We start from the raw sequence: 23,669 nt of genomic DNA, 5'->3' as shown, positions 1-23,669 counted from the left end.
AGCGGTTCTTATTCTTGATTATTCTTATATGAACTAGAAAGATTTTTCGTTTGCGTTTGCCGATACTCTAACGGACTAACGCCTACGTAGCGTTTGAATTGCTTGGAAAAATAATTAGCTTCCGAAAACCCGATTTGTTCAGCAATTTCATACGTCCGCAAATCCGTCTTTAGAAGCAATTGTTTGGCCTCTTCCAAGCGTATATGAGTTAAATAATCGATTAAGCTTTCGCCTGTCTCCTTCTTATAGAGGTGGCTTAAATAAGCCTCCGAAAGGCCAATCGCTTTGGCAATATCTGCAACGGCGATTCGATTTCTAAAATGCTTATACATGTAACTCCGCGCCTGCTTGATTTCCTCCCGATAGCTCCGCATATTTTCCCGTAAACTGGCCATATATTGCTCAATCCACTCCACGAATTTATGGCTTAATGCGCGTAAAGTCATCGCTTCCTTAATGAATGCATCCGATGAATACTGAATCCATTTGGGGGGCTGATTGGACTTACCCGGACATGTCCGATCATGCTGATAGAAAGGAATGAGCAATTCCTCAAATATGCCGATTGCTGTAATCGGATCGGGTTTATGCCGATGCATATACGCCTCAATAAGTTGGACAATGGCAATAACGCCGTCCGGATTGCTCATCTTCAACTCGTCAATCAAAGTATTTTTATACGCTTCAATATCTGCATTCATCTGATTTTCACGGATCTTTTGTACATTCATGCCTGTTGTCCCGTCATGCATGATCGAGATTTCATAAAACTGCGCGTATTGCAACGCTAATTGCGCTTGCTCCATTGTTCTTGACAAATAAGGTGCCGTGCCGAGCTCAACTGCAATACCGACAGAGATAGTGGCCTTCAAATACTGCTTTACGGAGCTAACGATTCTATTGGAAAGTCTATGCGCGCATTGCTTCCATTCCTCCTGATCCTCAATGTCTGCCAGCACGACAATATCATATGCGGAGTACTCAACGACCTCGCCTTCCAAGTCATTTTTTACAAGCTCGCGAGCTATATTCGCTACTGAATAAAGCAATAGCTCAAGCTTGGAGGCGCGCACCTGGTTCGCAAGCTCATGCACGCGACAAATAAGAACGCCCGTTGAGTTTGTTAAAGCAATAGACCAGGTCTGCACATCTTTTTGCCAGGCATCCTGCCACTTGTATCTCCCCTGCAGCATATCGAGCAGCGCCTGTTTTTTCATCGCTTCCGCACTAATGTACAGCTTTTGTTCTTGCTGCCTTCGCTCTTCCTTTTCCTTCTGCTTTAGCTTTTGAATATGGACTAATATTTTTGCCAGCTCGTCCGGATCCATGGAAAGCTTCAATATATAATCTATCGCTCCAAGCTTTAAGGCCTGCTGTACGAAATCAAACTCGTCGTGACAGCTTAAAATAATGACCTTAATCTGCTCAAATTGGTTTTTAATATGACTTAACAGTTCGATGCCGTTCATTTCCGGCATTTGTATATCCGTAATGACGACATCAGGTTGCTCGCGCTGAATCATCTTCAATGCTTCTTGACCGTTGGCCGCCTCGCCAATTAGCTCATATCCGATTTCCTGCCATTTGATCATCGATTTAATTCCAACTCTAACAATCATCTCATCTTCAACAATGATTGCCTTCAGCATTTTTCATCACCCGCCTGTTTTGGAATAATCATCGTTATCTTCGTCCCGCCACTCGCATAACTGCTTACAAACAAGCCATATTTTTCACCGAATTGAATATGAATACGATCCGTTACATTTCTTAGCCCAATACCAAATGAGCTTGTTGCTTCCTCATAGAGTTGATGAACCGGGATCCGATGAAGATCTTTGGCCATTCCGATCCCGTTATCGCAAATCATGAGCTCTACGCCCTCTGAGGTTGTACTTCCTTCTATGAAAATCTCCCCTGCAATCGAACCATTTTTGAATCCATGAATAATGGCATTTTCAACAATAGGCTGCAGGGATAGCTTGGGTATTTTCGTTCCCATAATCGACTCATCAACGGCGATATACAATTGATAGTTGTTATTGAATCTAGTGTTTTGAATATCAATATATAACTTCAAATATTCGAGCTCATCTTGAAGCGATACAAGCTCATTCGCATTTTTTGAATGATACTTCGAGCAATCTGCCCAATTTAGAAATCATTCCTGCGACATGCGGAGCTTCGCTCATATAAGCGCTCCATTTAATCGTGTTTAAGGTGTTAAATAGGAAATGTGGATTGATTTGCGCTTGAAGTGCCTGATACCTTGCTTCTTCCTTTTTCCTACGTTCCTCCTTATTTCGTTCTATACTATCGTTCAAGCGTCTAATCATAAGATTGAAATGCTTTGTCAATACTTTCACTTCAATCGGCCCCGAGATCGGAACGCGCATGTCCAGATTACCGCTGTCAATCCTTTGAATGGATTGCGATAATACGCTAAGCGGCTTTGTAATATATTTGGCAAACAAATAGATGAGTAGTAAAAATATAAGGCCCATGCTTCCTGCCATGAGGATTAGTGTGTTGCGAGATTGAGCTAAATTCTCCTGAATAACCTTCGGGTCATACATCATCACTAGCTTCCAATTAAAGTTAGGCAATTTGTAACCGAGTACATTTTTATTTACTCCGTTATAAGAGATGGATAAATCTTTGGATAGCGGAAGTTCCTTAATCCACTCCTCCGATATCGTCTCTCCCACTTCTTCGATCTGGCTAGACATAAATATCATACCTTGCTGATTAACTAAATAGAAAATCGTATCATCCTGTCTCTCAGCATGTCTTTTGCTTAAAAACTCCTCGTTTTTCACATGAATAAGCAGTACGATTTCCTCATCGCCATAATCAAACTTCATTAAACGTGCCATTGAAAAATAAGCCTCATCTTTATCGCCAAAAACAGCATCACGAGGGGAAGCAAACCAATAAATATAACCATTCAGCGCTAGTGTCTGTTCATACCAAGGCATTTGAACAATGTCGCTAGCCTTTTTGCCATTTGCAAGCGAAGCCGTGCTATATATCGTTCCTAATGAATCTATGAGTGTAATCTCGCCATCGCCGGGCAAAATATAATTTTTGACGTCCATCAGCTTTTTGGTTATTTCTTGATGCACGCGATATTGTTCAAATCTGCTGTTTCCGCCATCCCTTGATTTCTTGATCATGTCATGAATCCCAGAATCGAGACTAATTAAATTCGAGGAAGAAAGCAGCGCGTCTATCATTCTTTCAATACTCGTACTTTCGGTTCTAAGCGCTTCCATATTTGCGGAGTAAATTTCTTCACGAACCGCTCTTTGCGTAGAGACCGTGTACAACACAAGAATAAGCACGAGCGGCAATATAATAAACACAAATAAGAGCTGTAGAATGCGAGATAATATCGTTTGATAGCCTCTAGTTTGCCACCGCATAATCGTTGCTCCATTTCAGATAAATTCAATATTATATGGATATGATACATTGATTTATTGAAAAAATAACTGCGCTTTATCTAGATTATTTTTACCAAATTAGGGACTATTCTTTGATTCGTTCTATAATCTCTTTGTTGTGACTGAATCTCTTGAATTATCCTTAGTTGACGCGCTGCCACGCGCACGAAAAAAACCATCCTCATACGGATGGTTTCGATAATGGTGGAGGCGAGGGGAGTCGAACCCCTGTCCGAAGGCAACGGCACGCGTGCTTCTACGGGTGTAGTGACAGATTTGATGTCACCCTAGAGACTCCCTGTCACCGGATTCCCTTCGGGTCAGCCTGATTGTCTTCTTCAGCTAGCCCCAGGCGGAGACTAGACAGCGTATCCCACTAAAGTTGAGCCCCTAGCCCGCCACATGGGCGATGGAGAGTAGAAGCCTGGTGACCGTTTCTTAGGCGGCCAAAGCCAGAGAAGGTTGTTTCTTGCCGTTTAATAGGCTTTCCGCGTTGTTGAAGCAGTCACAGCCCTGCTACCCGCTGGCTTGTGATGAATGATATATTAAAATATAGTTTCAAAATCAAAAACTTCTAAGACTCCATATTCATCAATACCAGAAATTGCAGCTTCAAGTTCATCCTTTTTCAAAAAATCATCAAATTGTATCTCATATGTCCTTGGTTTATTTCCTACATTTTTTATCAAGTACTTTACTTCAAATGATTGTGCTACAAAACCCATACTTTGATAAAAACGATGATATGAGAAATTCGAAACATCATGTATTCTAACCCTTACTTTAGTGATCCATGAAAATGACTTGTTCCTATGTAAATTCTCAAGTATTTTATTTAACTTATCATTAACAACTTCACTGTTACTATCGTTATCTTGAATTTCATCATCTTTCTTATATTTCGAAGGATTCATATCTTTCTTGAGTTCTTCTAACTGACTTATTATTTCCTTACGAAAAGCTTCATTTTCGGTTATGCTTTTTACAAACTCATTTTTCAACTCTGCTACTTCATTAATACGTTCCTTTATGTTATCAGATGAATTTTGGAGTTCCTGTGATAATTCAGCCAACTGATGAACACTATTCTTTTGTCCTGCAATATCAAGTAATGTGATTAGAATAGCTATAATGGCTAATACAATTGAAATTGCAGTGGCAGTGAAGTTTAGTACAGCACCTGCTGTCTTATCAGTACCAAATAACACCGCCAACACATTAATTGTGACTAGTATAAGCAAAGATATTACAAATAAAAACCAGAACTCTCTTACTGGCATCATTTTTGATGGTTTTTGAAACAAACGTGTAGCTCCCCTCTTAGGTAATCAGCGTACATCTAGCACTTATCTAATAACGTACTACAATCTTTGTGAGGCTTGTTTATTCAACTTCTCAACAAATCTATATCATGTTGTCTATCCGCTTTAAATGACATCAAAGCGTTTAGAGTAAGTTCAACTATCTGTTTGAATGATCTGTCTCCAAGCCTAACACCATCACGTTCGAGCTGAGCAAGTTGCTCTCCAACGTGTTCGATTAATCCTATGACATAATTTAGTCTTTGCGACCCAGGTACATTAAGCATCTCCGACCACTGACGATTGATCACCGTTAAATAATGGCGGAAGGCAAGCGGCTCTCCCCAAGGTACAATCGCCGGATTTGCAGCCTCAATCAATGAACTACTAAATTCAGTTACCGGACCGAATCTGCCAGAAATTCCTCGCTGATATGCCAAACCAAGTGTTTGTGGACGAAATTCAGAGAGTGTATTTCCGTCATAATACCAAGTCGCTCTTTGTCTATCACTTTGTTCCTGAACATCAAATGTATCCGGATTAAATGAACGTACATTACGAAAATTGCCTGTGGCGAAACCTGTTACTCCCGCTGTTCCGTATATCAAGCTTTGTTGATTAGCGTATCCTAATAAGACCTTCTTATTTGAAAGCCGGATACTCAACAATCCATCAAGAATGTTATATAAAAACAGTTCATCGTTTACTAAAAAATCGCGTGGTGATTGAACAATGAAATAAATCCCAGCAACAGGGTAACTAACAACCTCATTTAAAAGACGATCAAATGCATTTCTGTCTCTTACAACATCAGGTCCAATTGCAACCGTCGAATAAATTAACCTTCCTGTATGCATTGAACTAGCCGTATCTGCAAACGCGTATTGAGTATCCAGCCAATCTTCAGAAACTACATTACTGAATCGACCGGGCAGTATTATCTCAGAGACATTCAGTTGCTCTAACTGATATGTAACTACGCCTCTACATAACTCAGTCGCACCTCTCGTTGCAAAATCAACAGTCTCAAAATTTAGATCATTCCAATATGGATAATTTAAAATATTCTCTCTTTCTGTCCGTGGTTGATAGAATTGAGGGTCGAACAGAACCGCCACATTTCTCTCATGCAATTCACTGGAATGACGTTCAATTTGCTCTCGTGTGCAGTTCCGCGGAGACATAATTACCCCCGCAGTGGGATTATTCTCTACGAATTCTTTATTCATCGACAGCATTCCATGTCCTTGTTGTAAGTAAAAACTGGTCATAGAAGAACCCCCTTTAGCAATTCAAATATATAGCTCGGGCTTGGTGGTCTACGATGAACTTGCTTTTTCATGCACCAGTTAATGATTCTCGATAATTCCGGGTTACAACTTTGAAGTGTTTCCGGTTCGAACTTTAATGTTTTCATCAAAACCTCAGCCGGTGTTGTACATCCTTGTGTAAATGGATTGAAGCCGGAGATCATTTCATACATCAATATTCCCCAAGCAAACAAGTCCGTCCGGGCTGAGATACTTCGCTTATCGTTGTTAATTTGCTCCGGTGCGGCATAACCTGGTGTCATCGGTCCGAACATAGCAACATCATGAGTCAAACTAGTCAAATCTAAATGTCTAGCTATTCCGAAATCAAGTAATACAACTCCAGTACTACTACTAAGCATAATGTTCTCAGGCTTAATATCTCGATGTACTAAATTTTTCTCTGAGATTTCAGTTAATGCCATTAGTAATTCTGAACCTACTTTAAATACTTCAGCATCGTTCAATGCTCCCGCATTGATTCGATCACGAAGACTGACTCCGTCTACAAATTGTTCGACTATGTAAACAACGTCAATATTTGCAACATTCGCATTGCCATATCTATATATTTGCGGGAACCTAGGTGGTGAAAAACTGGACGCTGCATTGATTTCTCTAATTGTTCTTTCGATCTGCTGGTTAGATTTTATGATTTTAAACGCTACACGTCCCTCTGGCTGCGTCTGTGCTCTGTATACATATTTCTGTCCACCTTCACCTAGCTTAGCTTCAAATTCAATATCAGGAAAAGCTTGGGCCAATACGATAGAATCAACTGAAAATAGGTTCTCGCTCACGTGCACCTCCAACTAACTTCTCATTTATTTGCCATAGCATCGGAGAGTTCTGTACTCCAGATTGGGCCGGTTTCACTACTGCACTATAGCCTGTAACTTCATTAAAAAAACTCAACCCAATACCACGTTTATCACACTCATGAGTAATAGAAGTGGCTCTCTTCCCTTCAACTTCAGGCATCAATATATATGAATCGTTAGTAAACCAAAGATGCCTTTCTGCCTGTTCTATTGCGTCCATCCACTGAGTCAACTTTGCTTCAAACACCCTAACACGATTGACAGCTAAAATCTCAGACTTGGGCTTTAATTTAATTAAGTGATCCTTAACTTCGATAAGTCCCCGTGCTTGAAGTTCCTGTACTACGGAATTTAGTTGTGCACGTTTCACATTTAGAAACTTTCCAAGATTTTCTCTTCTAACCCAGCGGCAAGTTGACAAGTACGAAAGAGCAAACGCCGTTTTTGTTGACAGAGGAGCCGTCAATAATTTCTGATCACATCCGCGACGCTCCTCAAGTACGTTAGAGTTATATTCAACTATGACGATATCCGGTCTGCCAAAACCAGTCTTCACTTCTGTCCATACTTCATAATCATTTTTAATAGAACGACTCATAAAGCCTGTAGACGAGAGGAAAGACTTCACAAACTCCTCCTCCGAATTCCAAGACACTACATTCCCCTCCAGCTAATCTGTATACTAACGTTAGCAAACAGACTAATTAGTAAATATTTCTACATTTATCGCCAAATTCCTTCAATAACAAATAGTATTATTGCATCTACAAAGAACTGAGGAGGCAAGGTTGCCTCCTTAAGATATTTTATGACACTACTCTGTAGTCCACAACATTGGATTTTTAATAAAGTACATGGCTGGCATCTGAAATCAAAATTCTTATTCTTGAGTGGTCTACGAACCTATAGCTCCGGAAGAATAGTCCTATCGAACAAAACCTCATCTTTCTTCCGCATCTGCACCGTCAAAAACAACCGCTTCGATTCTCGTTGAATAAAAACCTTTGATACAAACTTCGCCGCCAACTGATTCAACAACTGCGGATTCGGAACTTCTGCATCCAATAGCCCGATCATCGTCTGCATATCGTATTTGACAGATGCAATGTATTCCTCCGGCACTGATAAGCCCTGTAGGCTCGACGACAGCACATCAAGCTCTTGTATCTTCTCCATTAGCTCCTGTTGCATTACATACAGCATATCCTGATGATACGGTTTCGCTCTTCCTGCTCGTATATCGTCCTCAACGGCCTCAATACGCTTTTGTGGAAATCCAACCTCTGCTTCAAAAGTTTCTGCTCGCTGTATCTGACTTTTGTTTTTCTCGTTGTAGTAATGCTGTATCTCATCTGCAAGCTGGTTATCCATCGACAGCCGCAACAGCATTGTCCGCAGCTTCGTTGTAACAACTTCCTCCACACGCTCTTTACGCCATCCGACATAAGAACGGAACTCCTTACCCTTACCACATATAGCCTCCACAGATGTAATACTGCTGTCCGCCGCTCTTGGTTCGCGTAGAAGCCGAATCTCCCACCTTCCGCAATCCACGCTTATCATAAAACATTATCCCACGAAGCCAGGATGGTGAAGCTGACTTCGAAGCAAACGGCTTGTGCGTTTCTCCGCCATCATGAAAAGGAGGTCAATCGGCCTCCTCGTTTCACCACTCTGCCACTACTGTCTTTTCAAACAACTTACATTCTTCAATTTGTATTTTTACTTTGATATGCACCATCTTCGTATCCCGATCAATGCTCACATTCGAAACAAATTTCCTCACATACTCATTCATTAACTGCGGATTAGGATTCTCATCATCCAACATCGAGATCATTTGCTTGATATCATTCAGCACCGTTTGAATGTATTCCGGTGCTATATCTATTTGCGGTGATAGCTCACTCAGTTTCTCATACTCCGCTAGCTTCTCCTCCAGTTCTCCCCGCATTTCCTTAATCATTTCCGCGTAGTATGTTTTCCCTCCGCCAGATTGCAGTTCATTCTCCATCTGGATAATCCGCTTCTCCAGAAAACTGATTTCTGCCTCAAAATTAGCAGCTTGTATCTTCAAGTGCCGATTGGCTTCCCCATGACACTTTTGAATCTCTTCCTCCAACTGATTATCGAACGTTAGTCTCAACAAGGTACTTCGCAGTTTATTGGCAACGATCCGTTCAATATGGTCTTTTCTCCAGCTCACATAAGGGCAAAACTCTTTCCCTTTACGCATGTAGCCGCCGCACACATAATACTTCGGCCCGCCATACTTTTTTGTGGAGGCGGTTGAGTTAACAACCATCTTTGAGCCGCATTTATTGCAGGTAAAAATTCCGCGAAGCCAGAATCGAGAGGCCGGCTTAATCTGATAAGAATGATGGGTTACACCGCAGCCTGTATGCCTGTCTTCGGACCGCTGCTTGCAAAGGTTAAATTAGTTCTTCATTAAGAATAGCCGGATGGGCGTTCTCCGTGATGACCCATTCCGACCGATCCCGCCACTTTACTCCTGTCGTCTGATAATCCTGCTTGTTCCATATTTTGCGGCCAATATAAGATTCATTGTGAATGATGGCCCGAATGGTGCTGGCTGACCATTGCCCTCCTTTTTGAGTTGGAACGTTGCGTTCGTTCAGCAGATTAGCGATCTTTTATAGCCCATGTTCTCATAAGCATACTGGCTGAATATGAAACGGACGGCATCAATTTCTTCACGCGGGCCAAGTACCCATACTGACTTCGTCTTTTGACTTCCAAGAGCAAGATGCTCCGTCCGATAGCCGTATGGAGGAGTGCCGCCATTGTTATAACCTTGCTTGGCATTCTGATTCATGCCCTTCCGCACCTCGACAGCGAGATTAGCATTAAAGAACTCCGATATAACCTCCAGCATCCCTTCCAGCAGCATATCCTGGGGAGTTTCTGCTTCGGTTTGCTCCGTAACAGATATTACTTTCAACCCATACTTTTGCAACAGTGCCTTATAAATCACATGATCGTCCCGATTTCGGGAGAAGCGGTCAAACTTATGAACCAGGATCGCTTCAAAGTTCTTACTGGTTCGCTTCGCCATCGCGATCATCCTCTGAAATTCAGGACGATCATCGGTCTTTGCCGATTTCCCCTTTTCGACGAATTCTTGAGTAATCATCCATCCTTTATTCTGACAATACTGCTGGATGGCTTTCAGTTGTGCCGGAATAGAGAGTTCCTTTTCGGCTTGACGTTCAGAGGATACACGGACATAAACAGCTACTTTCATTTGGCTACAACTCCTTAATTGGATTTTGGACATAAAAAAAGCAGGTACACCACTTGGGCATACCTGCTGATTAATGCTGTTAGATATCAGAATCGTTCTAGTCATAGAAGTCCTTATACTTCTCGAACAAGTACTTTAGCGTATTGGAGTCCAGATCGTCCTGAGAATGGAGAGCTGCTATAATCTGATGAGCTTTATCGTCCGTGATGGAGAATAATGTGTCACCGACGCGGGGTCTAATATCAAGTCCAACTTCTGCAAGTGTAACCCCTGGTTTAGGATTGATAACCCATTCAAGATCAACCGAATAGGGCCACCTGCCGTCAACTCGCTTGCATTCTGATGCCACTGTGGTTAACCCGATAATCTTCTTCTCGGGGGAGGTGACATAGAGGAACATAAACTGACCCTTGGCTAATTGGAGTGCTACTTTCTTACGATTGCTCGGGAATCCAGCAGTCGGTTCGTTGATGCGGCCAAATATGCCAGGATAGACGAGCTTAATCATATGCTTCGATACGGTGTTCGTTTGATATTCACTACTCGATTTGTGTTTGGACAATTGAGCTTCCAGAATGTTCATCCGCTTGTTTAGCTCCAGAAATGATTTTTCCAATACACTAACGCGATCATCCATACGCTGCATCCTCCTCAATAAGTTATAGGAAATATATATGCAGCACTTGCCCAAGTGATTACTTATCCAAGTGAATCACTTGAATGACTTATTTTACGTTGCCCGTTCAAGGGAGGGTCTCCCCAGTTCACTACATCCTCTTTCAAAACATGTCGTTCCCTCTACGCCGGAGGATTCTTCGCTATCGCTCTAAGTTCCAAACAGCTTCCTTGGCCTTCGCCCATATCTCCGGGGCTCGGCTTCCTCTTCTCCCTCTTGCGAGGCCTTTTTGACGACGCGGCAGGATTCACTTCCTGTTGCGGCCTGGTCTGTTGCTCGCCCTGTCTCCAACAGGTACTTTCGTCGATGCGCTTCTACGCACAGATTTCGCCATACGCAGGCATCCTAGCTGCACGGGGGCTTCTTGGCCCCTCCCGTGACCGGACTTCCACCGGCTAGAGTATGCGTGCTTGGCTGGGCACGCAAAACACAGAAAAACCACCTCACGAGGTGGTCTCACTGATGGTATTGGTGGAGCCGAGGGGAGTCGAACCCCTGTCCGAAGACAACGCCACGAATGCTTCTACGGGTGTAGTGACAGATTTGATGTCACCCTGGGGACTCCCTGTCACCGGATTCCCTTCGGGTCAGCCTGATTGTCTTCTTCAGCTAGCCCCAGGCGGAGACTAGACAGCGTATCCCACTAAAGTTGAGCCCTTAGCCCGCCACATGGGCGATGGAGAGTAAGAGCCTGGTGACCGTTATTAGGCGGCCAGAGCCAGAGTTGGTTGTTTAGCTTTGCCGTTTAAATTGGCTTCCGCGTTAGTGAAGCAGACGCAGCCCTACTACCCGCTACACACGCTCGTCCTGTCCCCGTCGAATCCATAAACGGCCCCGAAATTGGGTTGCCGAACGCTTTAAGCGCCGGAACTCCATAAGGTCACCCGCGACAGGATGATTAGGATGAAGCTGTGTTGCAAAATCTATTATAACACATGCATCGGGCCATTACCCGAAATGTTGATGCCAACGCTGGTACAATGTGCTCAAGCAGCCAATGTTCGAATCACGCCGACAATGTCGGTCGACCCGCATCGAAATATAAGCAATTAATTATACGCCTTTTGCTTCTCCCGAAGAATCCGCTGAATGTCGCGCTGAGCGTCCCGCTTGGCGTCGGACTCGCGCTTGTCGTACAGTTTCTTCCCTTTGCCGAAGCCGATCAGGCATTTGGCGTAGCCGTTGCGAACGTACACTTTAAGCGGAACCAGGGTGTAGCCGTCGCGTTTCGTCAGACCGAGAAGCTTGTGAATCTGCTCCTTATGAAGGAGAAGCTTCCGAGCCCGAGTCGGATCCGAAGGGTTGTGACGGTTGCCCTGCTCGAACGGACTGATGTGCATGTTGTGGAGAAAAATCTCGCCGTTGCGGATCGTCGCGAACGAATCGTTCAGATTCGCGCGGCCGGTACGCAAGGATTTGATCTCCGTGCCCGTCAGCACCATCCCGGCTTCATAGGTATCCTCGATGAAGTAGTCGTGGGATGCTTTCTTATTTTGCGCTAATGGCTTGTCGTGCTGGCTTTTCTTGCCCACTTTCCTTCACCCGCTTTCCTAATATGCCTCAATAGCCGGAATCTCATTATAACATGCCGCCTATTCCCCCTTCAACAACGCGTAATACAAGGCTGCTCCGCGAGCCGAACGGAACGATGAACGCTTGTATCTGCCAGCAAAGAAAGATCCCCGGAAACCACCAGTTCGTTTGAGCCCGCTTTACTTTCGGCTCATCATTTCTACGATCACGGAAAACAATTGTACGCTAAAATAGAGCTAAATCTACTATTCTATTTGGGAGGCTATGGAATGAACAGATTCAAGAAAAGGCTGATCGCCGGGCTCACCGCTCTCTTCCTTCTGATTCCGGCCGGGCTGTCCAGCGTTCAAGCAGCGCCCGCCAAGCTGCAAATCGTCCACTTCAACGACGTCCATTCGCGCGTCGAGGAAAGCGCAACCAGCATCGGCTACGCCAAGATCGCCGCGTTGATCCAACAGCTGAAAGACGCCAATCCTAACACGCTGGTCCTGGACGCCGGCGATACGTTACACGGTCAGACGGTCGCCAATCTCGTCAAAGGGGAAAGCATCGTCCAAATTCTCGATATTCTCGGGATCGACGCCATGGTAACCGGCAATCACGATTACAATTACGGCTACGAGAGGCTGACCGAACTCGCGCAGCAAGCGAGCTTCCCCGTTCTCGCCGCCAACGTCTACCGGGCGGACGGAACGAGACTGCTGGAGCCTTATACGATTAAGACGGCAGGAGAATTCAAGGTGGCGATCTTCGGGCTGGCGACTCCCGAGACGCTGTTCAAGACCCACCCCAACAACGTCAAAGGCTTAACGTTCACCGATCCGGTCGAAGAAGCCAAGAAAATGGTCGAGGAACTCCGCGGCAAGGCGGACGTCCTTATCGCGCTCACTCATCTGGGATTGGACGAATCGAGCAAGGAGACGAGCCGCTTGGTCGCCGAACAGGTGTCCGGCATCGATCTCATCGTGGACGGACACAGCCACACAGTACTGGAGCAAGGGTTAAAAACGGGAGACACGCTGATCGTGCAAACCGGGGAGTACGGCAACAACCTCGGCGTCGTGGAACTGACGATCGACGACTCCGGCAAGGTCGTTGACCGGCAAGCGCGGCTGATCGCCAGAGCGGCTGCCGACGAAGTCGAAGGCGAAACCAAGATTTTGGACATTATTAACAAGATAAAAGAAGACCAACTCCCCGTCTTGTCCGAGGTCGTCGGCTCTTCGAAGGTTGATCTTCAGGGCGAGAGAGAATTCGTGCGCACTTCCGAGACGAATCTCGGCAACCTGATTGCCGACGCCATGCTGGCGGAGAGCGGCGCGGACGTCGCGCTGACGAACGGCGGAGGCATCCGGGCGTCGATCCCGGCCGGCGACATCACGGTCGGCCAAGTTATCACCGTCCTTCCGTTCGGCAACTATATTCAGACGAAACGAGTGAAAGGCTCCGACCTGATCGCGGCGCTGGAGCTGGGCGTAGGCTCTTATCCGGAATCGCTCGGCGGATTCCCGCAAGTGGCCGGCATCAAGTTCACCTTCGACGAGAGCAAGCCCCAAGGACAGCGCGTGCAATCTGCCCTCGTAAACGGCAAGCCGCTGGATAGGAACGCGACCTACCTGCTCGCCACCAACGACTTCATGGCCGCAGGCGGCGACAACTATACGATGTTCAAAGATTATCCGATCGAGAACGACTTTGCGTCGCTGGAAGAAGCCGTCATCAAATACATTCGCGCTTCCGGACAGCTGAATCCGCAGAAGGAAGGGCGCATCACGGCAACGAGCCAGGCTCCCGCATCGGCACCTCAGCCTCAACCGGCTCCAGAGAAGCCAACCGAGCCGAAGCCGATTCCTCAGCCGAGCGAGTCGCAGGATTACTACGTGGTCGTATCGGGAGACAATCTCACGAAGATCGCCAAGCGCTACGGCACGACCTGGCAGACACTGAGCAAGCTGAACAAGCTCGCCAACCCGAACCTGATCTTCCCGGGACAACGCCTTCTTCTGCCTTGATCCGCAACAAAAAAACCTTAGCGTTCTCGAGTTCTCGAGACGCTAAGGTTTTTTCTCATTCGCTTAACTCCGCTTGGACTCCACGATACACTTATCCACTAGAGCCATCCGAATGTACAAGCCGTTGACGGCTTGACGGAAGTACGCAGCGCGAGGATCGTCGTCGACTTCCTCGGTAATCTCTCCCGCGCGCGGCAGCGGGTGCAGCACGATCGCATGCTTGCTCATCCGAGACATCAGCTCGGCGTCCACGATATATTGGCCGGACGCTTTCTCGTACTCTTCGGCCGAGGGGAAGCGCTCCTTCTGAATTCTCGTCTGGTACAGCACGTCGATCGAGCCGGCCACCGAGTTCAGATCGTTCGTCTCCTCGTAGCGCACGCCCTTCTCTTCCATATATCTCTTGACGTTGTCCGGAATCCGCACGTTGTCCGGAGAGATGTAGTACACCCTAACGTCGTCGTAGTTCGCCAGCATGTAGCTGAGCGAGTGGACTGTCCGGCCGTATGCGAGATCCCCGACCATCGCGATCTTGACGCCGTCGATTTTGCCGAACTCCTTGCGAATCGTGTACGCGTCGAGCAGCGCTTGCGTCGGGTGCTCCCCCGCTCCGTCCCCGGCGTTGATGACCGGGATCGAAGCGACTTTCGCCGCGCGCTTGGCCGCGCCGATCTCCGTATGCCGCATGACGATCACGTCGCTGTATCCGCTGACGATGCGGATCGTGTCTTCCAGCGTCTCTCCCTTGATCGCGGACGAGAACTGGGCCGCGTTCTCCGTTCCGATCACGCCTCCGCCCAGCCGATGCATTGCCGATTCGAACGACAGCCTCGTTCTCGTACTGGCCTCGAAGAACAGCGTCGTCATGATCCGTCCCTCATGGCGCCGGTCCCCGCCGCGGGCGACGACCTTTTCCATATCCAATGCCGCGTCGAACAACTGCTCGAGCTCGTTTCTTTCGAATTGCTTCGCTCCAAGCACGTGGTACAACTGTTTCATCTATTGTCATCCTCCCCCGGACCTGTCCATGCACACCAAGTATTATCGTATAAGATCCGAGGACGATTGTAAATCGGTAATCCGCCCAACCCACGCCCAAGCCCACTCTGCCCGCAATGCTCGGCAACCCGCCCGATGCCCGAAGCTCAACTCCACTTTCCTTCGCAACGCTCCCACGGCGATCCGCCGCTTAAAACCGTATCCCTTCCTTCGGGGCACTCGAATTTTCCCCATCCGTCCGAGCCATCCATTCCCGAAGAGAAGGCAGAAGCGCCTTTGCGTCCTCCCAGCCTCGATCGTACAACGCCTGCAGCTTCGCCGGGTTCCGCTCCATTCGCCCGACCTCGAGAGGGACGCTGGGCCGAATGACGAATGCCGCGCCTTCCTGCTCCTGCCTGTCGATGTAGCTCAACGTTTCGTTGTACACCTCGTGTCTCCTCAGCATCGTCTTTACGAAATCGGGATATTTCCCATATGAAGCCCGCACCAGCCATGGAAAACGATTCGGAGACTTCCGGTAGCCCTCGTTTCTCGTCAACACAAGAATGTTGCGGACGCAGCCGTCGCGTTCCGCCTGGCGCAGCGGAATCGGATCGGAGATCCCTCCGTCCAGCATCGGACGTCCGTCGTATTCGACGATCGGCGCGATAAACGGCAGCGAGCTCGACGCCCGCAGCGCCCTCAAAGCGTCGAAGCCCGGAGCGTTCTTGTACCGATAGACCGTCTCCCCGGTCGCGCAATCCGTCATCCCCACGACGAGCTCCTCCGAGCTCGCGGCGAACGTATCGAAGTCGAACGGAACGAGGGAGTTCGGAATTTCGTCGAAAATAAAGTCCATGCCGAACAGCTGCCGGTTCTTCACCCAATTTTTCCAGGACAAGTACCGCGGATCCGACACCCAATCGATGTTGACGACTTTATTGCGCCCCCGCTGTCTGGACAGATAGCTCGCTGCGATGCACGCACCCGCCGACACTCCGATCGTATAAGGCAAGTAAAGCTCTCGTTCCGCAAAATATTCCAGTACCCCGGCCGTATACGCCGTGCGCATGCCGCCGCCCTCCAACACCAATCCGATCTTCTCCATGACGGCTCCTCCCCGCGTTTTCACGTATTCTTTCACACTAGCATCTATCCCTCACGCATGCAAACGAACTGCTCGGCCACTGGAACGCACCATTCCGATTCGCTACAATGAAGAGACGAAAGGCGGTTGATTGCACATGACGGATCGAATACGGCAACTTCAAACTTATATGGACCGGCACAGCCTTGACGCGATGCTGATCACCTCTCCGAAACACGTTTACTACTTAACCGGCTTTGCGACCAACCCTCACGAAAGGCTGCTGGCGCTCGTTCTGCCCAGAGGCGAAGAAGCTCGCCTGCTCGTGCCCGCCCTCGATTACGAAGCTGCCCAGGCGGCCTCCTCCGTCGCGAGCATTCATACGCACCAGGATACGGACAACGCATATGAGATTCTCGGACGGCTTCTTCCTTCCGGCATGGCGGCATTAGGCGTGGAAAAGGACGACCTCAACGTCAATCGCTTCGAAGCCGTCTCCGCGGTTGCGTCAGCTTCAAGTTACGTGGACATCGGTCTGCCGTTAAGAGAGATGCGAGCGGTGAAAATACCGGAGGAGGTCGAGCGCATGAAGCGCGCAGTCCGCCTTGTCGAGGACGTGCTCCGGGCAGGCGTCTCCCTCGTCAAGCCCGGCGTAACGGAAATCGAGCTCGTCGCCGAACTCGAGTATCGAATGAAGAAGCTGGGGGCGGACGGCCCTTCCTTCGACACAATGGTGCTGACGGGTCCGAAAACGGCGCTGCCGCACGGCTCCCCTGACGAGAGGAAGGTCGCCGAAGGCGAGCTTATCTTGTTCGACCTCGGCGTATATGCCGACGGGTACGCCTCGGACATCACGCGCACATTCGCGGTCGGGGAAGTGTCGGATGAACTGCGCCGTATCTACGACGCCGTGCTGCAAGGCAACCTTCGGGCGATTGAAGCGATCCGTCCCGGCGTATCGCTCGGCAGCCTCGACCGCGCCGCCCGGGACACAATCGCCGCAGCCGGATACGGGCCGTACTTCAATCATCGGCTCGGTCACGGCCTCGGCATGGACGTACACGAATATCCTTCGATACATGGGAAGAACGAAGACGCGGCTATCGAGGGCATGACGTTCACCGTCGAGCCCGGCGTTTACGTCCCGGGCGTCGGAGGCGTCCGCATCGAGGACGACGTGCTCGTCACCGCCGGCGGCGTCGAAGTGCTGACAACGTTTCCCAAGACGTTTGTAACTATCGGCGGCTGACTAGACGGAGTTGAGCCCGTGGGACGAGCTTATTCGGTGGACCTGCACGGGAATGAGTGAGATAAGCCCTTTCGGCGGGCTTGAGGTCATTCCGCAGGATAGGAAAGCAAAAAAAACCTTCCGGAAGGGCAATCCAACGCCCTGTCCGGAAGGTTCTTTTTATTCTTTCTTTTTCTTGCGCTTCCGAGGCTTCTTCTCTCCGCCCCCGGCCTGCTGCTGTTGTTGTTGCGGAACCGCGGCATCCGGCTTGACGAGAGGCTTGGACGGCCTGGACGGTTTGCCCGCTCCCCTGGAGCCGCTGTCCCCGCGGCCTTTGCGCTTGCCGTAAGACTTGCCGCCATCAGCCTCGTCATCGATCGTCTTGTAGTTGCCCGAACGCGGCAGCCCCCACATATCGAGCCCCGGTCCGCGCCGCTTGCCTCTGGCCGCTTTGTCGCTCTCTCGAGCGCCGCCGCTTCCACCCTCAGCGTCGACCCGGACGGGCTTCGGCGCTTCAGCGGGCAACGGCGCGCTCACGCTCTCCGCCTCGCCGCGCGGCTTCTTCTTCCGCTTCCCGCCGCCGGAGACGACGCTGTTGTAGAAGCCGCCGTCCAGCTCGACCGGCACCGCTTCGCCGCGTCCTGCACCGCGCTCCTTGCGGCGGTCGTTGCGCTCCTCGCGTCCCGAGCCTGCGCCCCCGCGGCCTCCGCCCGAACCTCCGCGCCCGCTCCGCTCGCCGGAGCCCGAGCCGCCACCGCCGCCAATGCCGACCCAGCGGCCCGCGGCGTTCAGCTTCTTGCGCTTGCGCGCGGCGTTGCGCCCAGGCCCAGTCCCCGGCCCGCCGCGCGCGTCGACGAAGCTGACGCGCTCCGCGCTCCGCGGCTTCATGTTGACCAGTTCGAAATCGATCGTGTGCTCGTTCATGTTCACCCGGGCAACGCGAATCTCGACCTCGTCGCCAATCCGGTAAATCTTCGACGACCGTTCCCCGATCAGCGCCATATGAAGCTCATGGAAGTGGTAATAGTCGTCCGTCATATCGCTGAGACGAATAAGTCCTTCGACCGTATTTTCCAGCTCGATGAACATGCCGAAGCTTGTGACGCCGCTGATGATGCCGGGGAACTCCTCGCCGATCTTGTCCAGCATATACTCGGCCTTCTTCAGCTTCTCCGTGTCCCGCTCGGCGTCAACCGCCGTGCGCTCCCGATCGGACGATTGCGAGGCAATATCCGGCATCCTTGCGTTCAGCGAATCATAGCGATTCTCCGGCAGAGCCCCGTCGTTCTCCAGCACCTCGCGCATGACGCGGTGCACGATGAGATCGGGGTAACGGCGAATCGGCGACGTGAAGTGAGTATAATAGTCCGCCGCGAGCCCGAAGTGACCCAGACTCTCCGCTTCGTACTTGGCCTGCTTCATCGATCTCAGCAGCATCGTGCTGAGCACCGTCTCTTCCTTCGAGCCGCGAATTTCCTCCAGCAGCGTCTGCAGCGCTCTTGGATGCACCGTATTTCCCTTGCCGCGCACCGCGTAGCCGAAGTTGCTCGCGAACTGCATGAACGTCAGCAGCTTCTCGTTGGTCGGCTCCTCGTGAATCCGGTAGACGAACGGCACCTTCAGCCAGTGAAAATGCTCCGCAACCGTCTCGTTAGCCGCCAGCATGAACTCTTCGATAATCTGTTCGGCAATCGACCGCTCGCGCTTGACGATATCGACCGGTTTGCCTTGCTCGTCGACAATGACCTTCGATTCCTGAAAATCGAAGTCGATCGCGCCGCGGCGCATCCGCATCGACCGCAGGCCCAAAGCCATCTCCTTCATCAGCTTAAACGTATCGACAAGGCTCGAATACCGCTCAGCCACTTCCGGATCTTCGTCGTTCAAAATTTTCCGCACGTTCGTATACGTCATTCTCTCCGTCGTGCGAATGACGCTCGTAAACAGGTCGTAACGGACCCGCTTCATCGTGCCCGGCTCGAACTCCATCTCGCACGACATCGTCAGCCGGTCCACCTGCGGATTAAGCGAGCAGATTCCGTTCGACAGCCGGTGCGGCAGCATCGGAATGACGCGATCGACCAGATAGACGCTGCAGCCCCGGTTGTAGGCTTCCTCGTCCAGCTTGGACTTCTCGCGCACGTAGTAGCTGACGTCGGCGATATGAACGCCGAGCAGCAGATTGCCGTTCGGCAGCCGTTCCACGTTCACCGCGTCGTCCAGATCTTTGGCGTCTTCGCCGTCGATCGTCACGATGACCTTGTTTCGCAGATCGCGGCGTCCCTGCTGCGCGATCTCCTCTTCCGTAATCGTATCCGGCGCGGCTTCCGCCTCGGCCAGCACGTCGCCAGGGAAGCCCTCGGGCAATCCGTGCTTGCGGATAATGCTCAGAATATCCACGCCCGGATCGTCCTTATGGCCGAGAATCTCGATAATTTCGCCTTCCGCGGCCGTGCGGCCTTCCGGGTATGTAACGATGTTCACGACAACCTTCTGCCCGGTCACCGCTCCCATGAAATTTTCCGCCCGGATGAAAATATCCTTCGTAATCCGCTTGTCGTCCGGCACCACGAAACCGAAGCTCTCGTGATTGTGGAACAGGCCGACGACCTGCGTCACCGCCCGCTTGACGATGCGGACGATCTCGCCTTCCAGCTTGCCGTTCTCGTTCTTCGCGGACACCCGCGCCAGCACGATATCCCCGTTCATCGTCCCCTTCATGTCATTGGCATGAATGTACAAGTCGGGGTGCTCCTTGTCTTCGGGGATCAGAAAAGCGAAGCCTTTGGGATGGGTTTGAATGCGCCCGCGCAGCAAATTCATCCGTTCCGGAACGCCGTAACGGTTCGAGCGCGTCAGCAGCACCTTGCCCTCCTGCTCCAACCCGGTCAGAAGACGCAGAAATTCCTTGAACTCCTCCGCATCCTCGATGCCGAAATGTTTCTCCAACTCTTTGTACGTTAATGGTTTATAGGCGGTCTCCCGCATAAAATCGAGCAGCTCCTGCTCCGTGCACAGCGGCATCCGAATCACCTCGTCCAATTATAGTATACACACATTGCGGCTTCGGCAATCGGACGAATCTCCCTCCTGCGCGCCATCTATGCAAAAAAGGCAGGAAGCTCTCGCCCCCTGCCTGATCTTATCCCGCGTTAGTTCTTGACGAAATAAGCAACCACCAAAGAAAGGATGAAGAAACCAACCGCCAAGCCGATCGTCAGACGCTGCAGGAACAGATCGATTCCGCGAGCCTTCTGCTTTCCGAACAAGTGCTCAGCGCCCCCGGAGATCGCTCCCGACAAGCCTGCGCTCTTCCCGCGTTGCAGCAGAACGACCGCAATCAATCCGATCGAGAAGATGACCAAGATAATTTTCAGTACGACGTCCATCGCTTACACCCCCTAAATCCCGTTACAAAAACAGTATTTTTATTTTATCACAACTTCCGCCCGGTTGACAACCTTCCAAAAAATATCAAACCATCGGACACACACGAACGCTTATTAATCAGAAGAAATCCATCAAATAAGCCGTTCTCTCCGGAATCCGCCGCTCCAGCCGCTTCAAGCTTTCCGCGGCGCCGCTAACCCGGCCCACCGATGCAAGCCAAGTCGGCTTGCGTTCTCCGAGCAGCATCGCTGTCAGCGCCTGGATGTCGCAGGCGATTACGTCCGCTTCGGAATCTTCTGCTCCATCAATACGCTCCAAAGTCCCTTCGCCTTCCTTGCTCCACGACAACCGGAACGTTCCGTCGTTCCAAGGAGCATGCCGATCCTCCAGCCGCAGCAGCACCGACTCTTCGCCCGTTCCCTGTTCCCAGGCATACTGCTTCGCGAATGCTTCCGCATCCACGATCCGCGACATGAAATACGGAAGCAGCTCCTGCCCGATTCTGGGATCGTCCAGCAGGTAAGGAAATCCGTCGTCGATCGGTGCGAACAGCGTCGTCTCCCCGATCATCGAGTCATGGTTGGCTATGAACGTCCAGAGCGCCGTCCTGGCCGTTTCGCTCAACGCGACGATCTCGTGCACCGTCATTTTGCTGTCCAAGCAATCGTAGAACACGTAGCCTTCCGGAGAGCCCGCCTCGTTGAAGTAGACGACCGCCGTCCCTTCTTTGCGCAGCGCCCGCTCCGTCCACCACTCGGCCGAACGCGCCAGCGTCCCGTTGTACCGGGAAGCGTAAGCCGAATAGATCGCGTCCAGAACGGCGACGTCCGGTTCCGCCATCCTTCTCACCTCGCCCGGAGTCTCCTTGCGGGAAGGCAGCAGTCGGGTCGGAATCGCATACTTCTTGCGCTCGATCGTCAGCTCGTACCCGTACCTCCTGTAAAACGGAAAAGAGAACGGGTGGAGCATGCTCAAGCTTTGCCCCTCGTTTCTCATCGTCTCCAGCGCATGAGAGAGCAGCCGGCCGACGCAACCCTGCCTTCTCGCCTCCGGCCATGTCGCGACGCCGGCCACGCCGCCCATCGCCATCTTCTTCCCCTGGACCCATACTTCCAGCGGAAGCAGCGTCAATGCGGACAGCAGCTTATTCGCCCCGTCGAAGACGCCCCAGTCCTGCTCGGGCAGGTATGTCCGTTTTCGCTGCTCCAGCTGATCTTCCGTCCAGCGCATCTGGAACGCGAACTGAGACAGCGCCATCCTCTCATAGTAGTCCTGCTCCGTCAGTTGCCGAATCTCCAATTCCATCCACCTCATTCCTTTGTCATCACGCCTCCCTTCATCCTAGCAAAAAGAAGCCTTATCCGAAACCGCCCTCCTCCATGCGAGGAATGACAGACGTTCAGGACTGCAACGCTTTCCCAACCTCGTAATCGCCCAAATCGATGTCCGTCTCCAGCCCAAGCGCCAGTCTGGCCAATTGGCTTCCCAAATAAGGGCCAACGGTGAGCCCGGACGCGCCGAGCCCATTGGCCGCGAGCAGCCCCTCCCATCCCGGCACGGCGCCGATCACAGGCAGAAATCCGGGAGTAAACGGGCGGAACCCGGTCCGCATCTCCACGAAGGCGGCGTCTGCCAGCCCTGGAGCCGTTTCCAATCCTTTGTTGAGAATTTCCTGCATGCCGCCTGCCGTCATTCTCGTATCGCTGCGTTCGACACCGTTCTCATGCGTCGCCCCGATCACGATCCTTCGCTGCTCGAAAGCGAGCAAATATTGATCGCTTGGCGGGATGACGACGGGCCAGGAGTCGGTTTCTTGATCGCCCTCCAGCTCAAGATGCATAATCTGAGCCTTCTGGAAGCTCACGTTAAAGCGGAGACCCAGCGGCTGCAGCAGATCTCTTGCCCACGCTCCGGCGCACGCGATAACGGCGTCCGCCAAATACCGTTTCCCGTCGGCAATCGCCCCCTTTACGCGAGTCCCCTCATAAATCAACTCGGCGTCTCCCCGGACGAGAACGGCTCCATGACGAACCGCAGCGCGGATGAGCGCATCGCGAAGCGCACGGCCGTCCACCCTCGCGGCGCCGCCGATGCGAACGGCGCGGCACCCTTCCGCCAGCAACGGGAACAGCTTGTGAGTCTCCAACTCGTCCAGCACCGCAATGTCGCCGATCTCCGGCGCCTCCTCGCGACGCAGACGCGCCCTTTCCTCTATCTTGCCGATTTTCTCCGGATCCGTATGTATGCTAAGGGCCCCGACTCGAGCGTACCCCGTGTCGGTCTCTCCGTCTTCCCGCAATTGTTCGATCAATTCCGGATAATAGCGCGCGCCTGCCTTGGCCAGCCTATACCACGCCTGATTGCGCCGCTGCGACAGCCAAGGACAGATAATGCCCGCCGCGGCGTCCGTCGCCTGCCCAGCGTCTTTGCGATCGATCAGGGCAACGTCGGCTCCGCTTCGGGCAAGCTGGTATGCGGTCGACGCTCCGAGAATTCCGGCGCCGATGACGATGTAGGTTCTCATGCTCAAGTTCCTTTCGATTTCCGATGACAGTCCCTTCATACTACACCGGGTTCGATGCGTCTTCAAGAAAGAGCGTCCATGGCGGTCGCGCTTCTGCC

At 50.8% G+C, this 23,669-nt stretch carries 21 protein-coding genes and 2 other RNA genes; 2 read left to right on the top strand and 21 right to left on the bottom strand.

The window, feature by feature from the left end; translation table 11 throughout:
- Positions 1-8: 8 nt before the first annotated feature.
- From B0G52_RS07705 to smpB, 15 genes are all read right to left on the bottom strand, one after another.
- Positions 9-1,649, bottom strand: coding sequence for a response regulator transcription factor (locus B0G52_RS07705; protein WP_094042958.1), 1,641 nt, complete (start codon positions 1,647-1,649; stop codon positions 9-11).
- Entirely contained in the window at positions 1,643-2,080 is a 438-nt protein-coding gene (locus B0G52_RS07700; protein ID WP_094042957.1) for a sensor histidine kinase, read from the bottom strand. Before B0G52_RS07700 ends, B0G52_RS07705 begins: the two co-directional genes overlap by 7 nt.
- A 31-nt stretch (positions 2,081-2,111) precedes the next feature.
- Complete coding sequence (locus B0G52_RS07695) at positions 2,112-3,425, bottom strand: sensor histidine kinase (protein ID WP_094042956.1); 1,314 nt, start codon at positions 3,423-3,425, stop codon at positions 2,112-2,114.
- A 223-nt stretch (positions 3,426-3,648) separates the two neighbouring features.
- Positions 3,649-3,985: a transfer-messenger RNA gene (ssrA, locus tag B0G52_RS07690) on the bottom strand.
- A gap of 6 nt (positions 3,986-3,991) precedes the next feature.
- Positions 3,992-4,750, bottom strand: coding sequence for a hypothetical protein (locus tag B0G52_RS07685; RefSeq protein ID WP_143762535.1), 759 nt, complete (start codon positions 4,748-4,750; stop codon positions 3,992-3,994).
- Between the two features lie 83 nt (positions 4,751-4,833).
- Positions 4,834-6,018, bottom strand: a complete 1,185-nt coding sequence (locus tag B0G52_RS07680; RefSeq protein ID WP_198960608.1) for a hypothetical protein — start codon at positions 6,016-6,018, stop codon at positions 4,834-4,836.
- Positions 6,015-6,857: a serine/threonine protein kinase gene (locus B0G52_RS07675; RefSeq protein ID WP_094042954.1), complete on the bottom strand. Its 843-nt coding sequence runs from the start codon at positions 6,855-6,857 to the stop codon at positions 6,015-6,017. Before B0G52_RS07675 ends, B0G52_RS07680 begins: the two co-directional genes overlap by 4 nt.
- Complete coding sequence (locus B0G52_RS07670; RefSeq protein ID WP_094042953.1) at positions 6,832-7,533, bottom strand: helix-turn-helix domain-containing protein; 702 nt, start codon at positions 7,531-7,533, stop codon at positions 6,832-6,834. Before B0G52_RS07670 ends, B0G52_RS07675 begins: the two co-directional genes overlap by 26 nt.
- 248 nt (positions 7,534-7,781) lie before the next feature.
- Complete coding sequence (locus B0G52_RS07665) at positions 7,782-8,441, bottom strand: hypothetical protein (RefSeq protein ID WP_094042952.1); 660 nt, start codon at positions 8,439-8,441, stop codon at positions 7,782-7,784.
- A 103-nt stretch (positions 8,442-8,544) separates the two neighbouring features.
- On the bottom strand, positions 8,545-9,183 hold the full coding sequence (locus tag B0G52_RS36125; protein WP_233162465.1) for a recombinase zinc ribbon domain-containing protein: 639 nt from the start codon (positions 9,181-9,183) through the stop codon (positions 8,545-8,547).
- 127 nt (positions 9,184-9,310) lie between these two features.
- The gene (locus tag B0G52_RS36120; RefSeq protein ID WP_233162500.1) at positions 9,311-9,517 is read right to left on the bottom strand and encodes a recombinase family protein; all 207 of its coding nucleotides are present in this window, start codon (positions 9,515-9,517) and stop codon (positions 9,311-9,313) included.
- Positions 9,514-10,143: a recombinase family protein gene (locus B0G52_RS36115; RefSeq protein WP_233162463.1), complete on the bottom strand. Its 630-nt coding sequence runs from the start codon at positions 10,141-10,143 to the stop codon at positions 9,514-9,516. The genes B0G52_RS36120 and B0G52_RS36115 overlap by 4 nt, the downstream gene beginning before the upstream one ends.
- A 97-nt stretch (positions 10,144-10,240) precedes the next feature.
- Complete coding sequence (locus B0G52_RS07655; protein WP_094042951.1) at positions 10,241-10,780, bottom strand: hypothetical protein; 540 nt, start codon at positions 10,778-10,780, stop codon at positions 10,241-10,243.
- Positions 10,781-11,288: 508 nt separating this feature from the next.
- Positions 11,289-11,655: a transfer-messenger RNA gene (gene ssrA / locus B0G52_RS07650) on the bottom strand.
- Positions 11,656-11,868: 213 nt separating this feature from the next.
- Entirely contained in the window at positions 11,869-12,351 is a 483-nt protein-coding gene (smpB, locus tag B0G52_RS07645) for an SsrA-binding protein SmpB (protein ID WP_094042950.1), read from the bottom strand.
- Positions 12,352-12,621: 270 nt separating this feature from the next.
- Between smpB and B0G52_RS07640 the strand changes: the two genes are divergently transcribed.
- Positions 12,622-14,364, top strand: a complete 1,743-nt coding sequence (locus B0G52_RS07640) for a 5'-nucleotidase C-terminal domain-containing protein (RefSeq protein WP_094042949.1) — start codon at positions 12,622-12,624, stop codon at positions 14,362-14,364.
- Between the two features lie 63 nt (positions 14,365-14,427).
- On the opposite strand, the gene pyrB is transcribed toward B0G52_RS07640, so the two are convergent.
- Both pyrB and B0G52_RS07630 read right to left on the bottom strand, forming a co-directional pair.
- Complete coding sequence (gene pyrB / locus B0G52_RS07635; protein ID WP_094042948.1) at positions 14,428-15,363, bottom strand: aspartate carbamoyltransferase; 936 nt, start codon at positions 15,361-15,363, stop codon at positions 14,428-14,430.
- Positions 15,364-15,553: 190 nt separating this feature from the next.
- Complete coding sequence (locus B0G52_RS07630; RefSeq protein ID WP_094042947.1) at positions 15,554-16,450, bottom strand: patatin-like phospholipase family protein; 897 nt, start codon at positions 16,448-16,450, stop codon at positions 15,554-15,556.
- Between the two features lie 136 nt (positions 16,451-16,586).
- Between B0G52_RS07630 and B0G52_RS07625 the strand changes: the two genes are divergently transcribed.
- Positions 16,587-17,678: a M24 family metallopeptidase gene (locus B0G52_RS07625; RefSeq protein WP_094042946.1), complete on the top strand. Its 1,092-nt coding sequence runs from the start codon at positions 16,587-16,589 to the stop codon at positions 17,676-17,678.
- A gap of 159 nt (positions 17,679-17,837) precedes the next feature.
- On the opposite strand, the gene rnr is transcribed toward B0G52_RS07625, so the two are convergent.
- The 4 genes from rnr to B0G52_RS07605 all read right to left on the bottom strand — a co-directional run bounded on the left by rnr (position 17,838) and on the right by B0G52_RS07605 (position 23,571).
- Positions 17,838-20,675 (bottom strand): ribonuclease R, encoded by a 2,838-nt coding sequence (gene rnr / locus B0G52_RS07620; RefSeq protein WP_198960611.1) that lies wholly within the window; start codon positions 20,673-20,675, stop codon positions 17,838-17,840.
- A 134-nt stretch (positions 20,676-20,809) separates the two neighbouring features.
- Positions 20,810-21,046: a preprotein translocase subunit SecG gene (secG, locus tag B0G52_RS07615; protein ID WP_094042944.1), complete on the bottom strand. Its 237-nt coding sequence runs from the start codon at positions 21,044-21,046 to the stop codon at positions 20,810-20,812.
- Between the two features lie 118 nt (positions 21,047-21,164).
- A complete protein-coding gene (locus tag B0G52_RS07610; RefSeq protein ID WP_233162461.1) occupies positions 21,165-22,352 on the bottom strand; it encodes a GNAT family N-acetyltransferase in 1,188 nt (395 codons plus the stop codon).
- A gap of 94 nt (positions 22,353-22,446) precedes the next feature.
- Entirely contained in the window at positions 22,447-23,571 is a 1,125-nt protein-coding gene (locus B0G52_RS07605; protein WP_094043292.1) for an NAD(P)/FAD-dependent oxidoreductase, read from the bottom strand.
- Between the last annotated feature and the right edge of the window lie 98 nt (positions 23,572-23,669).

Origin of the sequence: Cohnella sp. SGD-V74 (assembly GCF_003001675.1) — a bacterium.
Lineage (GTDB): Bacteria > Bacillota > Bacilli > Paenibacillales > Paenibacillaceae > Cohnella.
The sequence above is the reverse complement of the archived record's forward strand: the minus strand, read 5'-3'. Positions and strand labels throughout refer to the sequence as shown.

Coding starts and splice junctions, on each gene's coding strand:
- B0G52_RS07705 (WP_094042958.1), bottom strand. CDS start 1,649: ATGCTGAAGGCAATCATTGTTGAAGATGAGATGATTGTTAGAGTTGGA.
- B0G52_RS07695 (WP_094042956.1), bottom strand. CDS start 3,425: ATGCGGTGGCAAACTAGAGGCTATCAAACGATATTATCTCGCATTCTA.
- B0G52_RS07680 (WP_198960608.1), bottom strand. CDS start 6,018: ATGACCAGTTTTTACTTACAACAAGGACATGGAATGCTGTCGATGAAT.
- B0G52_RS07665 (WP_094042952.1), bottom strand. CDS start 8,441: ATGATAAGCGTGGATTGCGGAAGGTGGGAGATTCGGCTTCTACGCGAA.
- B0G52_RS36125 (WP_233162465.1), bottom strand. CDS start 9,183: ATGGTTGTTAACTCAACCGCCTCCACAAAAAAGTATGGCGGGCCGAAG.
- B0G52_RS36115 (WP_233162463.1), bottom strand. CDS start 10,143: ATGAAAGTAGCTGTTTATGTCCGTGTATCCTCTGAACGTCAAGCCGAA.
- B0G52_RS07655 (WP_094042951.1), bottom strand. CDS start 10,780: ATGGATGATCGCGTTAGTGTATTGGAAAAATCATTTCTGGAGCTAAAC.
- B0G52_RS07640 (WP_094042949.1), top strand. CDS start 12,622: ATGAACAGATTCAAGAAAAGGCTGATCGCCGGGCTCACCGCTCTCTTC.
- pyrB (WP_094042948.1), bottom strand. CDS start 15,363: ATGAAACAGTTGTACCACGTGCTTGGAGCGAAGCAATTCGAAAGAAAC.
- B0G52_RS07630 (WP_094042947.1), bottom strand. CDS start 16,450: ATGGAGAAGATCGGATTGGTGTTGGAGGGCGGCGGCATGCGCACGGCG.
- B0G52_RS07625 (WP_094042946.1), top strand. CDS start 16,587: ATGACGGATCGAATACGGCAACTTCAAACTTATATGGACCGGCACAGC.
- secG (WP_094042944.1), bottom strand. CDS start 21,046: ATGGACGTCGTACTGAAAATTATCTTGGTCATCTTCTCGATCGGATTG.
- B0G52_RS07610 (WP_233162461.1), bottom strand. CDS start 22,352: ATGGAATTGGAGATTCGGCAACTGACGGAGCAGGACTACTATGAGAGG.
- B0G52_RS07605 (WP_094043292.1), bottom strand. CDS start 23,571: ATGAGAACCTACATCGTCATCGGCGCCGGAATTCTCGGAGCGTCGACC.